Origin of the sequence: Collinsella sp. AM29-10AC (assembly GCF_003469085.1) — a bacterium.
Classification (GTDB): Bacteria; Actinomycetota; Coriobacteriia; order Coriobacteriales; family Coriobacteriaceae; genus Collinsella.
In genome coordinates this window covers 1-14052 of sequence record NZ_QSKB01000013.1, presented here as the reverse complement: position 1 = coordinate 14052, position 14052 = coordinate 1, and the positions used below count along the sequence as shown (strand labels likewise).

Sequence of the window (14052 nt, the reverse complement as noted above, 5' to 3'; positions counted from 1 at the left end):
TCATGAGCGACGGAAAGAAAAAGCTTTCCTTCTTGACGGTCATTTCGACCATCATCTGCGTCGTCTTCGTTTGCGAGGCCGCCGCTCCTGCTGCTGCCATTGGCAACCAGCAGTTCTTCTGGTGGATCTTCCTGATCCTGACCTTCCTGCTTCCCTACGGCATGGTTGTCGCCGAGCTCGGTACTACCTATGACGGCGAGGGCGGCATTTACGACTGGGTACGCGATGGCCTGGGCGACAAATGGGGCGCCCGCATCTCGTACTACTACTGGGTCAACTACCCGCTGTGGATCGCCTCGCTGGCTACGATGTTCCCCGACATCCTGGGCATGGCCTTTAGCGTCGAGTTCAACTTGGTCGCCAAGATGGGTATCGAACTTGCCTTTGTGTGGATCGTCTACCTTATGGGCCGCTCAAAGGCGGCCGACTCCGAGTGGGTCCTTAACGGTGGCGCCATCATCAAGGTCGCCGTCGCCGTTATCGTCGGCGCCCTGGGCATTTGGTATGCCATGGAGAACGGTTTTGCGAACGACATGTCCGCCGCCACCTTCCTGCCCGAGCTCACCAACACCAACGCTCTCGGTTACCTGTCGATCATCATCTTTAACTTCATGGGCTTCGAGGTCATCTGCACCATGACCGACGACATGGCCGATCCCGCTCGCGATATCCCCAAGGCTATCATCGTCGGTGGCCTGTCCATCGCCGTGATCTACCTGTTCGCTGGCTTTGGCATCGGCGCTGCTGTGCCGGCCGATTCCATCGACCCCGACTTTGGCATGATTGTCGCAGTCCAGACCATGGTGGGCGACTCCATGATCTTTAAGGTCATCTGCATCGCCTTCCTGATCACCCTGTTCGCAAACATGGCCGCTTGGTCCTTCGGCGTTAACTCCGTCGCCCGCTACGCTGCCGAGCACGGCAACATGCCCAAGGTCTTCGCCTCGATGATCTCTGACGACGATATGCCCAACGGCGCCAACCTGGTCAACGCCGTCGTTGCCTCCCTGGTGCTGTGCCTGCAGCTGGTTCCCATCGACGCCATCTCCAACGGTGTTTTCTGGATGCTCTTCGGCACCTCCGTCGTCTTCCTGCTGCTCACCTACATCCCGATGTTCCCGGCATTCCTCAACCTTCGTAAGAACGACCCGAACCGCGAGCGCATCTTCACGTTCCCGTTTAAGGGCGCCGTGATGAAGGTTATGCTGGCCATCCCCTGCATCGAGCTGATCCTGGCCATCGTTGCAACGCTGGTTCCGTTCTCCGTCGATGAAATTGGCGACAAGGTCCCGATGATCGTTATCTTCATCGTGCTTGTGCTCATCGGCGAGGTCGTCCGCGTCGTCAGCGCCAAGGGTCGCGAGACCGAGTACAAGGGTCTCACCCCTGAGCTGGCTGCTCAGCGTCTCGCTGAGGAGGCCGCCGAGGCCGAAGAGGACTAGAGCACCCGGATTCGGGACTCCGACCCTCCTCGCGTACCAACGTGCGCTTCGTCGGGCTTGTCGCTCCCGACTCTGGGCACTCCGGCCTCTTTGGAGGCGTGCCCAAGCGACAGGTTTGCTAACCATTCCCTGGGGTGGGTGTGAGCTATTGCTCCGGTAACCACCGCCCACCCCAATCTCTCTTCCGTATCCTTCGTGCGTTCTGTCTCCGCGCACCGGGTTACGTCGTCGCTTGCCGGTGCGACTCCGTGAAAACCGGCGCCGGGCGCCCCGACCTTTGCCGGGGAACGGGCGCCTACCATCTCTTGGTTTTAGGCTGCGGGTAACCCGCCCGCGGCAAACGATCGTTCGATTTGGAGGAAATCTTATGCGTACGATCACCGAGTCCGAGTCCACCCCCAAGGCCGACGGCTTCTTCATGCCCGCCGAGTTCGCCCCGCAGGATCGCGTGTGGATGGGCTGGCCCCACCGCACCGACACCTGGGCCCACGGCGCCAAGCCTGCTCAGAAGCAGTATGCTGCCATCGCCCGCGCCATCTCCGAGTTCACCCCGGTCTATATGTGCGCCAACCAGGTCGACTATGCCAACTGCAAGGCCGTCTTCGAGAACGACGAGAACGTCACCGTCATCGAGATGACCACCGACGACGCCTGGTTCCGCGACACCGCCGCCACCTACGTCATCAACGGCAAGGGCGAGAAGCGCGCCAACCACTGGCACTTCAACGCCTACGGCGGCCTCGTCGACGGCCTCTATTTCCCGTGGGACAAGGACGAGCAGATCGCCCTTAAGATGGCTGAGCTCTCCGGCTGCCGTCGCTATCGTCCCGACGACATGATCCTCGAGGGCGGCTCCATCACCGTCGACGGCGAGGGCACCCTTGTCGTTACCGACCAGTGCCTCCTGTCCCCCGGCCGCACCTGCTCTGCGGTGCTCGAGGAGGAAGAGGATCCCGAGTCCATCTGGCCTAAGTACCACAAGAAGTTCGAGCCCTGGAGCGAGGAGCTTCGCGAGTACATGAACGAGCACCTCAAGGATTACCTGGGTGTCGAGAAGGTCATCTGGGTCAAGGAGGGCATCGACCCCGAGGAGACCAACGGCCACATCGACGACGTCGCCACGTTCATTGCCCCGGGCGTCATGGCCTGCATCTGGACCGACGACCCCGAGTACCCGTTCTACGAGCAGTGCCACGCTGCCTACGAGACCCTCTCCAACGCCGTTGACGCCAAGGGCCGCAAGCTGAAGGTCTACAAGCTCTGCATGCCCGTGAACCCGCTGTTCATGGACCAGGCTTCCTGCGACACCATCGACGCCGACGAGAACGCCGAGCCGCGCGTCCCCGACGAGCCGCTGATCGCCTCCTACATGAACTACCTTGTCACCAACCACGGCGTTATCGTCCCGCAGTACGGCGACGAGAACGACCAGCTGGCCGTTGACACGCTCCAGAAGATCTATGACGAGGTCTGGGGCGAGGGCGTCTACAAGTGCGTCGGCGTTCAGTCCGAGCAGGTCGTCTTCGGCGGCGGCAATATCCACTGCATTACGCAGCAGGAGCCCTCGGCGTAACTCAGGCACGCCACCTTGGCGTTCACTCGTCGCTTACGTAGCGTCAGTACGCTACGCTCCTCGTTCGCGCCAATCTGGCGCACCTGAGCACGCCGAGTAAACGTCTGGCTTTCCGAGGCACCCCATCTCGCCGCTCAAACCGTCGCTCGCGTACCAAAGTACGCTTCGCTCCTCTTTCGCGGCGACCTGGGGCACCTCGAAAACCCAGCCGATCAATCGGACAATCGGCGAATCGAACCATCTTGGGGCATTGATGGTCGGCTTGCCCGATGTCTTGGTCGGTTGGGTTTTCTTTGGGCACTCCGTTGCCTCCACTTCGGAGTGCCCTTTTCTTTGATTGAGTACGCGTCTGGCCTGGGATTTTTTGCGGGTTAGGCCAATTGTTCGCTTGAATTTCCCAGGTCAGACGCGTTTTCAATTGCCGAAAGTTATCGGTCGTGAACGCGGCCGTTTTGATCGGAGTATCTATGTACCAGCGTATCGTTATCTACACGCGCCTGTTCCGCGAGCGTTGGTCCAATAATTGCATCCTCTCTTCTCTTTGGGATGGCACCTGCACCGGTGACGCGGCCTGCAACCCTACCTTGGGCTGCGCCTTCGGTACAGATGCCATCCTTTTTGCTGTAGGGGGAGCGCGCCATGGCAGGTAAAAAGTTCTCCCTGATCGAGGTCATCCTTTCGGTTATCTGCGTCGTGTTTACCATCGAGGCGGCGGCTCCGGCATCTGCCATGGGCAACGTGCAGTTCTTCTGGTGGATCTTCCTTATCATTACGTTTTTGCTTCCCTATGGTCTGGTGGTGGCCGAGCTGGGTACGGCGTTTGATTCCGAGGGCGGCCTGTACGATTGGGTTCGCTTGGGCCTGGGCGACCGTTGGGGCGCCCGTTGCTCTTGGTGCTACTGGGTTAACTTTCCGCTGTGGGTGGCAAGTATCGCCTGCATGTTCCCCAGTGTCATTAATGCGGTGTGGGGTATCGAGTTTTCACTCGGGATCCGAATCGCCATCGAGATTGCCTTTGTGTGGGGCGTCACGGTCATGGCAATGCAGCCGGTGGCCGAGGCAGATTGGGTCATGGACGGCGGCGCCGTCATCAAGGTGCTCATTACCGCTGTGGTGGGAATCGTCGGCATTTGGTTTGCCTGCAATAACGGCTTTGCCAACGACATGTCGTTTAAGACCTTCATTCCAGATCTGGGCGACACCAATTCGTTGACGTACCTATCGATTATCCTGTTCAACTTTATGGGCTTCGAAGTGGTCGCGACCTTTGCCAGCACGATGAAGAACCCGTCGCGTGATATCCCCAAGGCGGTTATTGCCGGTGGCGTGGCCATTGCGGCGATCTACATCATCTGTGGCATTGGCATTGGAGCTGCGGTTCCCACCGAGCAGCTTTCACTCGATTCGGGCATTGTGGACGCAGTCGCCGCTATGGTGGGGCGCACCCACCCGCTGACGATGGTCGTGGGCGTGGCCTTTTTGGTGACGCTGTTCGCCAATATGATCTGCTGGAGCTTTGGCGTCAACAACGTAGCGAGCTATGCCGCGCGCCATGGCAACATGCCGCGTCCCTTTGCGTTGGTGTCCAAAAAGACCGGCATGCCCAACGGCTCGGCGCTCATTAACGGCTGTTTTGCCAGCCTGGTGCTGCTGCTCCAGATTCCGCTGGGTGAGGGTTCCGACGTCTTTTGGGTCTTCTTCTCGATGAACGTCGTCTTTCTGCTCATGAGCTATATCCCCATGTTCCCAGCGTTTTGGCGTCTGCGCAAGCACGATAATCGCTCGCGTGTGTTCCGTGCGCCTTTCGAGGGCAAGGTGCTCGCGGTGGCGCTTGCGATTCCCGTGGTGGAGCTCGTGCTTTCGATTGTTGCTACGATTGTGCCGCTCAACAGCTCACCTGCCGAGATGGCAAAGTTGCCGATTCTCGCGGGCGTAGTGATTGGCGTGTTATTGGGCGAGGTTTCGCGCCTCATATCTCGCCGCGGCCGAAGCGTCGACAATCCCGGCGTTGGTGCACGGGGGTCAGGTTACTTTGCACCAAAACAGTAAGCGCCGCGAGTTACGCAGCGCTTGGTGCATCTTGGATTACTGTTCGCGGTGCTCGGGATCGGAAACGAGCTTAGGCGCAAAGTAGGGGACGTGGCCCAGGTAGGGGCAGCTGTCCGAACGCGCCTCGACGACACAGGGGACGTCATTGTAGGTAAGTGAGTCGCTCAGGTGGACGATGGCCTTGGCGGCAGGGGCAACGAGTATTTTGAGCGGTGCGATAGGCGCCATGGCATCTCCTTTCATCGGTGAGACACAGCTTGTTTATCTAAACGATACAGTACGTTTAATCGGTGAGTCTAATCTTGCGGCAAAGAATCTGTCAACATCCTCACGGCATCTAGACAGGGGAGGCGGGCATGAGTTTCGCGTTCTATATCTACACCACGATTATCATGGGTGTGGCTCTGGTGACCAGTGCCGTGGCATTGGTGGTTTGGCTCATGACGCGCCGTCGCGACAGCCTGGTGGCCGCGGCGGGCTTTTTGCTCTACATGCTCGATATGTCGGTCATTTTTTTTGACGAGTACAATCGGCTCAAATACGACTACGCTGTTACCTTTAGCGAGCCGTTGCAGCACCCCTTGCTGCGCTGCGTGCTCGGTATTGCCATCTATGCCTGCGTGGTACTGTGGATGTTTGCGCGCTTGCGCAAAAGGCCGACGTCGCGCATGCTCGGACTTGTTATCGTGCCGTTTTCAATCTTGCAATTGGTGCTGGTGCCTCGCAGCGGTGCTGCCGGAGAGATGCAGCAGTATCTCTTTTGGCTCACGCGTGACCTGGGAAATGTAGGATGTCTTGCCTATGCCGCCTGGCATTACCGGCACAGGGCCACGCGTGTTGAGAAACTCGACCTCGACCGCTCAAAGCTCTTTTGGAAGGTGGCACTCGTTCTTGCGTTTTGCGTAATCGCCGAGGACACCTACATGATTTTGCTCTGCCGCCCCGACTCTCAAAACCCCGTCATCAGCCTCTTTTTGTGGTATCTGTCCGAGCGCAATATCTCCGAAAACGTGCTGCTCGTGGCATGCGCGGTCCAACTCTTTTGCCAGTTTAGCCATATCCTGCGCGTGTATGCCCGTCATCCGCGTGCCGATGAGGACGTGGCGGCCGAGAGCGCACGCTCTGGGGACGATCTAGCATCACGCGTTGTGATCTATGCCGATGCCCATAAGCTGTCGCGGCGCGAGCAGGAGGTGCTCACGCTGGTGCTGAAGGGCAACGACGCCCAAAACATCGCCAGCGAGTTGGTCATCAGCCCTGGCACTGTCAAGGCGCACTTGCATCGCATCTACGTTAAAAGCGGTGTCTCCAACCGAGATGACCTCATAGATGCCTTTTGGCGTTCCTAGTCCTATTCTTCCTTGCATGCGGGTCTTGCCGTGTGGGCGGGCACGCCGTTGGGCGTAATGACGCGGTAATAATCTCAGACAATAAACCTGCAGGTAAAGCGTGTAAACCTGCTTAAACTGACCGTTTGCGATCCCTGGCCTTGGCACGGATTTGCCCCTGTGTATCAATGGGTGTAGCGCGAAGCCGCGGACGTGGGACAGACGTCCGAGCACGGCTTGTAGGCACGCGCCGATGCGGGAGCGCTACGCTCCCAACCGAGTGCCCACGCGGGCGGTGCGTCCGCGTTGCAACCAAAGATGCCTGAGGAGGCTCACATGGACAAGGCTGATGTAGTTATCAAGAGCAACGCCGTCTTTACCGGCGATGGGCTCGAGCCGTTTAAGGGCGGCGTTGCCGTGCGCGGTGATAAGATTGTTGCCTGCGGTGACGATGCTCACCTGGCACCGTTTATCGGTCCCGATACCGAGGTGCGCGACTTTGGCGACCAGCTCGTCATGCCCGGCCTGATCGACTCACACACGCATTTTGCCCAGGGCGCGCTTATGACCGACCCCGATTTTTCCGTCAACCTCATCGACTGCACCAGTTTTGAGATGGCGATGGAACGTGTCGTGGCGTTTGCGGCCGACCATCCCGATAACGAGTGGATTCTGGGCTGCCAGATTATCCAGTTCCAGTGGGATGTCCCCGAGATGCCCACAGCCGCGATGATCGATGAGTACATCTCGGACCGCCCGGTCTTTCTGCAGCAGGTTGACCTGCATACCTTTAGTGCCAATACCTGCGCCATCAACAAGGTGGGAGTAACTTCGCAGACGCCCGATCCCGCAGGCGGCAAGATCCTTAAGGATGCCGAGGGCAATCTGACGGGCGTGTTTTCCAACAACGCCGGCGTCTTCTTTATGGACGAGGTCTACGACCCAGCGCCCGAGGTTGTTGACGCGTCGTTTGCAAAAACCGCCCGGCGCGCCAATGCCCTGGGAATCACTACGGTCGGCATGGTCAATCCTACGTTTGTGAGCATGGAAAACCCGTATGCGGTGTTGGCAGGTCTTAATGCCAAGGGCGACTTGCCACTGCGCGTGTTCCTGTACACCGATCTGTTCGAAAACGAGTCCTTAACGCTCGAGCAGATCAAGGAGAAATACGCCTTCTCGGGTACGCAGGTCGAGTGGCACGGCTTTAAGCAGTTTCTTGATGGCGTGTGCTCCGACCACACCGCTTGGATGCTTGAACCCTATTCCAACGCGCCCGATACCTGCGGTGAGCCCGCGGAGGATCCAGAGCGCATCCGTGCCGCCATTGTCAGGGCGCAGGAATGGGGCGTTGACACGCGCGTCCATACGATCGGCGATCGCTCGGTGCGTTTTGTGCTTGATTGCTTTGAGGAGGGCGAGCGCTTGCATGGTAAGCGGGGTTGCCGCCACTCCATGGAGCACAACGAGACGGTTCAGCCCGAGGATCTGCCGCGCTACGCGGAGCTTGGTATATGCCCCGGCATGCAACCGTGGCACATGCTGCTCGATATGGCTGACCTTGCCAAGGACGATGCCGTGGGCCCCGAGCGTGCAGCGCTTTCGTGGCCCCTGCACAGCCTGCTTGCCAGCGGTGCCGTGGTGCACTTGGGCAGCGACTTCCCCGTTGTGGGCTTGGAGCCCATGGAGGAGGTGTACGGCGCGGTCTTCCGCATGCTCGAGGACGGCTCCAACCCAGAAGGGTGGTTCCCGCAGGAGCGCATCACCATGGCCGAGGCCCTGCGCGCCTACACCTACGGCAGCGCCTACGCCATGCATGCCGAGGATCGCATCGGTACGCTCGCATGCGGCAAACAGGCTGATATCTGTGTGCTCGACCGCAACCTCTTTGACTGCGAACCGGCTGAGGTCCTCGAGGCCACGGCGTCTCTCACGATGATTGCCGGCAAGGTGGTCTACGAGGCCTAGCGGGGCTGCTGCATCGCTGGGCGGTGCCACAGCCTGTGCGTGCCGCCCATCCATTCATCCATCCATTCATCAATCTCTCATGGAAAGGGGAGAACAATGGCAGAAGAGACAACCGCCGCTGTTGAGGAGGAGCGTGAGCTTGCCTCGCAGCCGATTCCCGGCCTGGTGCGCAAGTACACCATCATCACCGGCCAGGGTATGCTCGCCCAGATTATCATGGTGGTCCTTGAGGGCCTCGTGATGGGTTGGGGCCTGGGTGCACACGGCCTGGCCTGTGTTTCGATCATCATGTCGGTCGAGTACATTAACCTGGCCTTTGGCAACCTGTTTGGCACCGGCGTGCCCGCCGTGGTGGGCAACCTTTTGGGTGCCGGCGACATTAAGGGCGCCAGCAAGGCGTTTAGCCAGGGTTTTTGGCTTACCACGATTGTGAGTGTGCTGCTTGCTGTGGTGATGGCTGTGTTTACCGAGCCCATCTGCGCATTCTTCGGCGCCACGCCCGACATCATGGCCGATACCGTTGCCGGCGTGCGCACCTTCTCCGTGCTGCTGCCGCTCACGGTCATTGGTCAGATGGTCACCGCCGTCATGCGTGTGGACGAGAAGGTTCAGATCCAGGCCAACCTCATGACCGTGTCTGCCATCGTCGCTATCTGCTGGCTTGCGCTTTCCACGTTTGTGCTCAAGCTTGGCGTTATGGGAGCTGGCGTGTACTACGGTCTTTCCATCGGTATCTGGGCCATCGGTATCTTCTGGTTCATCGGCGGTAAGAAGTCGCAGCTCCAGATCAGCGCCGCCGACCTCAAACTCGACATGGCCATCTGCGGCCAGATCATTAAGATTGGTTTCCCGTTCTTTTTGGTGCAAGCTGCCACGTTCATCTTCAACACCGTTGCCAACTCGTTGCTTGGCCAGCTCGGCGGCGACATGGGTTCGCTCTACATCGCGGCCTTTGGTGTGATCAACGGCTACATCCTCTACATTACCATGATGGTCGCCCAGTGCTTCTCGTACGGCCTGCAGCCCATTGCCGCCTTCAACGCCGGCGCCAAGGCGTGGGCGCGCCTCAAGGAAACGCTCTCCTGCACGCTTAAGTACCAGGTCGTGACGCTTGCTGCGGTGTCTGCTGTGCTATGGGTGGCCGCAACGCCGGTCTGCGCCTTTTTTGCTGGTAGCGACCCGGCGCTCGTCGAGGTTGCCGCCAACGCCACGCGCATCGTTATCCTGGCCGTGGCCCTGGGCTATCTTGCCATGACCATGTCGATGTACTTCCAGGCGGTTGAGAAGGTGGGTATCGCCACGTTCACCGGTCTGCTCCGCTACGTGATCTGCTCCGTGCCGCTTATGTACCTGCTTGGCAACATGATGGGCGTTCAGGGTGTCTGGTTTGCCTTGGTGGCGGCTGACGCCATCACTGGTCTTATCTCCATCGCCCTCGCCGTCCGCGAATCCAAGCGACTTGCCACGCTCTAGACTCGGACACGGCCGGCCCGCGATAGTCGAATAAGTCAACTCGCCTGCAAGCCACCACAATGGGGACAGTTCCCATTGTGGTGGCTATTGTTATTTAGGGTCTGAGATTTCGGCTCTATAAATAACGTTTTTGAACTGGGCTACTATAAGATTGTGGAAAACACTACTACAAGATTATGGAAAACGCTACTGCGAGATTATGGCAAATGATACTATACGATTATGGTAACAGCGTTATAAGGGGCGTTGATATGGCCGAGTACATTAACAGGGATTTGCATGAGTTGCTCATTCGCATGGCGGGTTGGTTTCCTGTTGTGTCGTTGACGGGGCCTAGGCAGAGCGGAAAGTCTACGCTGGTTAGGCATGCCTTTCCCGACTATTCCTATGTCACGCTTGAGGACCCCCAAACGAGGCGCGCGGCCTTGGAGGATCCGGTGAGTTTTATCCGCAACCGAAAGGGCGGACTCATCATCGATGAGGCGCAATACGCCCCGGATTTGTTCTCGATGATCCAGGTTGTTTCGGATGAGCGGGGAGATGCCGGTCAATACATCCTTACGGGATCGCAAAACTTTTTGATGATGAAAAGCATCGGCCAGTCTCTTGCCGGGCGAGTCGGGATCTTAAAATTGCTGCCATTTTCGTTTCGAGAAGCGGAGAGGGGCCAGCAGGGGCAGTTGGAAGTGGATTTGTTTGCGCTCGAAGGGGGATACCCTCGCCTGCGTTCCGCCGGAATGCCGTCCTCGGTTTATTTCCCCAGCTATATTGATACCTATGTTGAGCGCGATGTTGTGGGCTTGCTTGACGTGCGCAATAAAGCGGAGTTTCATAAGTTACTGTCCATAATTGCCCAGAGCGCCGGTGCTCTCATTAATATATCTTCGCTTTCTCGAGATACGGGTGTGAACGTATCGACCATTAAAAGCTGGTTGTCTATCCTGGAGCAGAGCTACCTGACGTTTTCACTGCAGCCTTATTATGCAAATGCCAGGAAACGTTTGACTAAAACGCCCAAGCTTTATTTTTACGACACGGGGCTGCTCTGCTACTTGCTCAAAATTGGATCACTGGAGCAACTTTTGGAGAGCCCTTATCTGGGGGCAGTTTTCGAAAACCTCATCGTTTCCGAAACGGCGAAGAGCCATCTCAACGTGGGCGAGAATCCCGAGTTGTATTTCTATAGGGACGACGGCAAGCGAGAAATCGATTTGCTCGACTGCACAAACTCAGGGAGTCCCAAGGCTATCGAAATAAAATCATCCAGAACGTATCACGATAAGTACGCCCGCCATTTACAGGCTGTATGCGATGAGATCGACATTGCAAAAGATGCGCGCTATGTTGTGGCCCGCGTGGATTCAACGTATGAGTCGAAAGACTGTAGCGTGGTCTCGGCGCGTGATTGGCTTTTGCGATAACAAGTTCGGCGTATTAACAACTGCCGCGAAGGGTCCGGATCCCTTTCGCGGCGGTTTTTTGCCGATCCGGTGCGCCTCAGATGCAAGTGAGTAGGCTTTTTTGGATCTGTCGAGCACACCGCGACAAACGCTAAATAAAACCGCAGGTCAGAGCTGTGGCGTTTTGGAGTGTGCTCGGCCTCCTGCAAAAGGTCTACTCACTTGGTTTTTCGGCGAGAAGGCCGCCGCAAGGGCAAGTAGCTCCCCTCGCGGCGGTTGGCGTTTTCCCAGATAAAACCTGCCAAAATAAACCTGTCCCTTTTTGGCATGTCCCTTTTGGCGTGGCTGATTGGTTTGGGCTGTTTTGGAGAAAGCCCATGAGGTGGCACTCAGGCTAATCCTGCGTGTCGCCTCCGTACATGTAGACGATAAAGCCGTCGCCGGTGTCTTGGCTGTGATCCTCCAGGATGCGTTTCATGTTGAGGTGCTCGTAGAACTGCCAGTCGGAGTTGCAGTCGCTCATCAGGAAGAACTTGGTGCAGCCTGCCTTGGCGAGCTCGGCGCGCGCAAGGTCGATAAGCGCGCGGCCGAGCCCCTTGCCCTGCCACTCGGGCACGATGATGATCAGGTTGAGCTGGCCCTGGGCATACTCGTTGCCTGTGGCGGCAAAGCGATCCGCCGTGGCCTTTTCGCGACTGTCGCCGAAGAGCGAGCCCTCGAGCTTGGCGTCGGCAGCCTTTGCCATTTCGGTTGCCTGGGCGAGCATCTCGTTGTAGCAGGACTCCCACGTGGGGTTGGTGCGCGGCTTGCCGTCCTCGAAGATGCCGATGCAGCAGGCGGCGATAATGCGGCCCTCGGCCTCGGCGACAAGCGCGATAGGTGAGCGTTGCAGCTGCATAGCGATGTTAAAGCGCGCGCAGAAATCGGCAGCTTCGACGTCGCCGCGGTTGCGCAGCGTGTTGCACCACAGCTGGTTGTAGATGGCAGCGATGCCGGTCAGGTCGTCGAGCGTGGCGGCGCGCAGGGTTACGTTGTCAAGGCTCATGAAGGCTCCTTCCAAGTTGGGTCAGGCCACCTCTGAGTGTGACATGGACGCAGGGCGGCCGCATCAATCATTCGGCAGGCGAGCCCCGATCCCTCGGGGACGGAGGAAAAGGGGTCACGAGTGAGGATTTTCGGACGCTTGCCCGACGAGAGTGGATAATCTCCCACTTTGAGCGCGAACATGGGCCAAAAACGGGAGATTATCCACTCTCGTGGTGAGCGGGCCCTTGTGTCGATTCATTCCCTTTTTAGTAGGCTGTGCTTGCACTTTAGCGTGCGACAGCGGATAATGCCGAGCACTCGACAATACGCTTTTTGCTCTCTCTATAGATTGAGGAGGCCCCTATGGCCATGGATTTCAAACGCAGGCTGCCGATCCCCATGGAGATCCGCGAGGAAATGCCGCTTTCCGCCGAGCTTACCGCTAAGAAGCAGGCATTCGACGCCGAGGTCGCCAAGGTCTTTACCGGCGAGGACGCGCGCAAGGTGCTCATCATCGGCCCGTGCTCTGCCGATCGCGAGGATTCGGTCCTCGAGTACATGAACCGCCTGGCCAAAACCGCCGAGGAGGTCAAGGACAAGCTCATCCTCATCCCGCGTGTCTACACCAACAAGCCGCGCACCAAGGGTACCGGCTACAAGGGTCTACTGCACAATCCCGACCCCGAGGCGCCCGATGACCTGCTCGAGGGCGTCAAGGCCATTCGCCACATGCACCTGCGCGTCATCGAGGAGACCGGCTTCTTTACCGCCGACGAGATGCTCTACCCCTCTAACTATCAGTACCTTGTCGATCTGCTGAGCTACGTCGCTGTGGGCGCGCGCTCGGTCGAGAACCAGGAGCACCGTCTGGTGTCGAGCGGCATTTCGGTGCCGGTGGGCATGAAGAACCCCACTGCCGGCTCCACCACCGTCATGCTCAACTCCATCTACGCCGCTCAGGCGCATCAGAGTTTCATCTTCCGCAACTGGGAGGTCGAGTGCGACGGCAATCCGCTCGCGCACGCCGTTATGCGTGGCTACATCGGTCTCGATGGGCGCACCTACCCCAACTACCACTACGAGCACCTCGAGCGCCTGGCCGAGCGCTATACCGAGCACGCCGGCTATGCCAATCCGGCAGCGGTCATCGACTGCAACCACGACAACTCGGGCAAGCGTCCACTGGAGCAGTATCGCATTTGCAAGGAGGTGCTCGACAGCTGCCGCCGCAACGAAGCCATTTCAAGGCTGGTCAAGGGCTTTATGATCGAGTCCTACCTTGAGGACGGCAACCAGCCGGTCGACGGCGGTGTCTTTGGCAAGTCGATCACCGATCCGTGCCTGGGCTGGGAAAAGACCGACTACCTCATTCACGAGATCGCGGAGCGGGTTTAGTTACGCGGGTTTTCGCTGACTCTGCCAAGACATCGGCGGTCCCGTTGCTGCCGGGCACTCATTGGGGACAGACTTAAATGAGTGCTCGCAGAATGAGAGTGGATAATCTCCCGTTTTTAAGTAGTCGTTGGGGACGTTCTTGTTTGACTGGTCGTTTAAGAACGTCCCCAATGACTACCCTGTTGGCCTTTTCCAGGCCCTGTGGGCAAAAAATGGCAAATATGAGTACTGTTGCTATTGTAGTGCCATATTGCCGGCAAAAGATAATAGACATAACAGAAAATATGTTCATTAACCTAACACATATAAGCCCGCTATAGAGCTATTTGAGTAATTTAGGAGCGCGTGCAAGGTGGCGCGCGCAGACGTGGTGTAAGAGCGTCCCGAGGTCCGTCGCTGCA

The 14052-nt window shown here is 58.2% G+C and carries 11 protein-coding genes; 9 read left to right on the top strand and 2 right to left on the bottom strand.

Going from position 1 to position 14052, the window contains the following annotated elements; all coding sequences use genetic code 11:
• Window positions 1-2 precede the first annotated feature (2 nt).
• The 4 genes from DW754_RS05475 to DW754_RS05460 all read left to right on the top strand — a co-directional run bounded on the left by DW754_RS05475 (window position 3) and on the right by DW754_RS05460 (window position 5064).
• A complete protein-coding gene (locus tag DW754_RS05475; RefSeq protein ID WP_117758672.1) occupies window positions 3-1442 on the top strand; it encodes an APC family permease in 1440 nt (479 codons plus the stop codon).
• Window positions 1443-1809: 367 nt separating this feature from the next.
• Window positions 1810-3015: an agmatine deiminase family protein gene (locus DW754_RS05470; RefSeq protein ID WP_117583530.1), complete on the top strand. Its 1206-nt coding sequence runs from the start codon at window positions 1810-1812 to the stop codon at window positions 3013-3015.
• Window positions 3016-3482: 467 nt separating this feature from the next.
• A complete protein-coding gene (locus tag DW754_RS10890; protein WP_055252462.1) occupies window positions 3483-3665 on the top strand; it encodes a hypothetical protein in 183 nt (60 codons plus the stop codon).
• Window positions 3655-5064 (top strand): APC family permease, encoded by a 1410-nt coding sequence (locus DW754_RS05460; protein ID WP_117758671.1) that lies wholly within the window; start codon window positions 3655-3657, stop codon window positions 5062-5064. Before DW754_RS10890 ends, DW754_RS05460 begins: the two co-directional genes overlap by 11 nt.
• Before the next feature lie 36 nt (window positions 5065-5100).
• Here the strand turns inward: DW754_RS05460 and DW754_RS05455 are convergent, their stop codons facing one another.
• Window positions 5101-5292 carry a hypothetical protein gene (locus tag DW754_RS05455; protein ID WP_117758670.1) on the bottom strand — a complete coding sequence of 64 codons (192 nt, stop codon included), beginning with the start codon at window positions 5290-5292 and terminating at the stop codon, window positions 5101-5103.
• A gap of 128 nt (window positions 5293-5420) precedes the next feature.
• Between DW754_RS05455 and DW754_RS05450 the strand changes: the two genes are divergently transcribed.
• The 4 genes from DW754_RS05450 to DW754_RS05435 all read left to right on the top strand — a co-directional run bounded on the left by DW754_RS05450 (window position 5421) and on the right by DW754_RS05435 (window position 11251).
• Window positions 5421-6413 (top strand): helix-turn-helix transcriptional regulator, encoded by a 993-nt coding sequence (locus DW754_RS05450; RefSeq protein WP_117758669.1) that lies wholly within the window; start codon window positions 5421-5423, stop codon window positions 6411-6413.
• A 315-nt stretch (window positions 6414-6728) separates the two neighbouring features.
• Window positions 6729-8357: an amidohydrolase gene (locus DW754_RS05445; RefSeq protein ID WP_158561617.1), complete on the top strand. Its 1629-nt coding sequence runs from the start codon at window positions 6729-6731 to the stop codon at window positions 8355-8357.
• Window positions 8358-8453: 96 nt separating this feature from the next.
• Window positions 8454-9830: an MATE family efflux transporter gene (locus DW754_RS05440; RefSeq protein ID WP_089572364.1), complete on the top strand. Its 1377-nt coding sequence runs from the start codon at window positions 8454-8456 to the stop codon at window positions 9828-9830.
• A 251-nt stretch (window positions 9831-10081) separates the two neighbouring features.
• On the top strand, window positions 10082-11251 hold the full coding sequence (locus DW754_RS05435; RefSeq protein WP_197032249.1) for an ATP-binding protein: 1170 nt from the start codon (window positions 10082-10084) through the stop codon (window positions 11249-11251).
• Window positions 11252-11624: 373 nt separating this feature from the next.
• Here the strand turns inward: DW754_RS05435 and DW754_RS05430 are convergent, their stop codons facing one another.
• Window positions 11625-12275 carry a GNAT family N-acetyltransferase gene (locus tag DW754_RS05430; protein WP_117736107.1) on the bottom strand — a complete coding sequence of 217 codons (651 nt, stop codon included), beginning with the start codon at window positions 12273-12275 and terminating at the stop codon, window positions 11625-11627.
• Window positions 12276-12619: 344 nt separating this feature from the next.
• Here DW754_RS05430 and DW754_RS05425 point away from each other — a divergent pair, with 344 nt between their 5' ends.
• Window positions 12620-13651 carry a 3-deoxy-7-phosphoheptulonate synthase gene (locus DW754_RS05425; protein ID WP_117758667.1) on the top strand — a complete coding sequence of 344 codons (1032 nt, stop codon included), beginning with the start codon at window positions 12620-12622 and terminating at the stop codon, window positions 13649-13651.
• The last annotated feature ends 401 nt before the right edge of the window (window positions 13652-14052 follow it).

Bases quoted from the DNA above. Each gene is read 5' to 3' on its own strand.
- DW754_RS05440 (WP_089572364.1), top strand. From the start codon at position 8,454: ATGGCAGAAGAGACAACCGCCGCTGTTGAGGAGGAGCGTGAGCTTGCC.
- DW754_RS05445 (WP_158561617.1), top strand. From the start codon at position 6,729: ATGGACAAGGCTGATGTAGTTATCAAGAGCAACGCCGTCTTTACCGGC.
- DW754_RS05455 (WP_117758670.1), bottom strand. From the start codon at position 5,292: ATGGCGCCTATCGCACCGCTCAAAATACTCGTTGCCCCTGCCGCCAAG.
- DW754_RS05460 (WP_117758671.1), top strand. From the start codon at position 3,655: ATGGCAGGTAAAAAGTTCTCCCTGATCGAGGTCATCCTTTCGGTTATC.
- DW754_RS05475 (WP_117758672.1), top strand. From the start codon at position 3: ATGAGCGACGGAAAGAAAAAGCTTTCCTTCTTGACGGTCATTTCGACC.
- DW754_RS10890 (WP_055252462.1), top strand. From the start codon at position 3,483: ATGTACCAGCGTATCGTTATCTACACGCGCCTGTTCCGCGAGCGTTGG.
- DW754_RS05470 (WP_117583530.1), top strand. From the start codon at position 1,810: ATGCGTACGATCACCGAGTCCGAGTCCACCCCCAAGGCCGACGGCTTC.
- DW754_RS05450 (WP_117758669.1), top strand. From the start codon at position 5,421: ATGAGTTTCGCGTTCTATATCTACACCACGATTATCATGGGTGTGGCT.
- DW754_RS05430 (WP_117736107.1), bottom strand. From the start codon at position 12,275: ATGAGCCTTGACAACGTAACCCTGCGCGCCGCCACGCTCGACGACCTG.
- DW754_RS05435 (WP_197032249.1), top strand. From the start codon at position 10,082: ATGGCCGAGTACATTAACAGGGATTTGCATGAGTTGCTCATTCGCATG.
- DW754_RS05425 (WP_117758667.1), top strand. From the start codon at position 12,620: ATGGCCATGGATTTCAAACGCAGGCTGCCGATCCCCATGGAGATCCGC.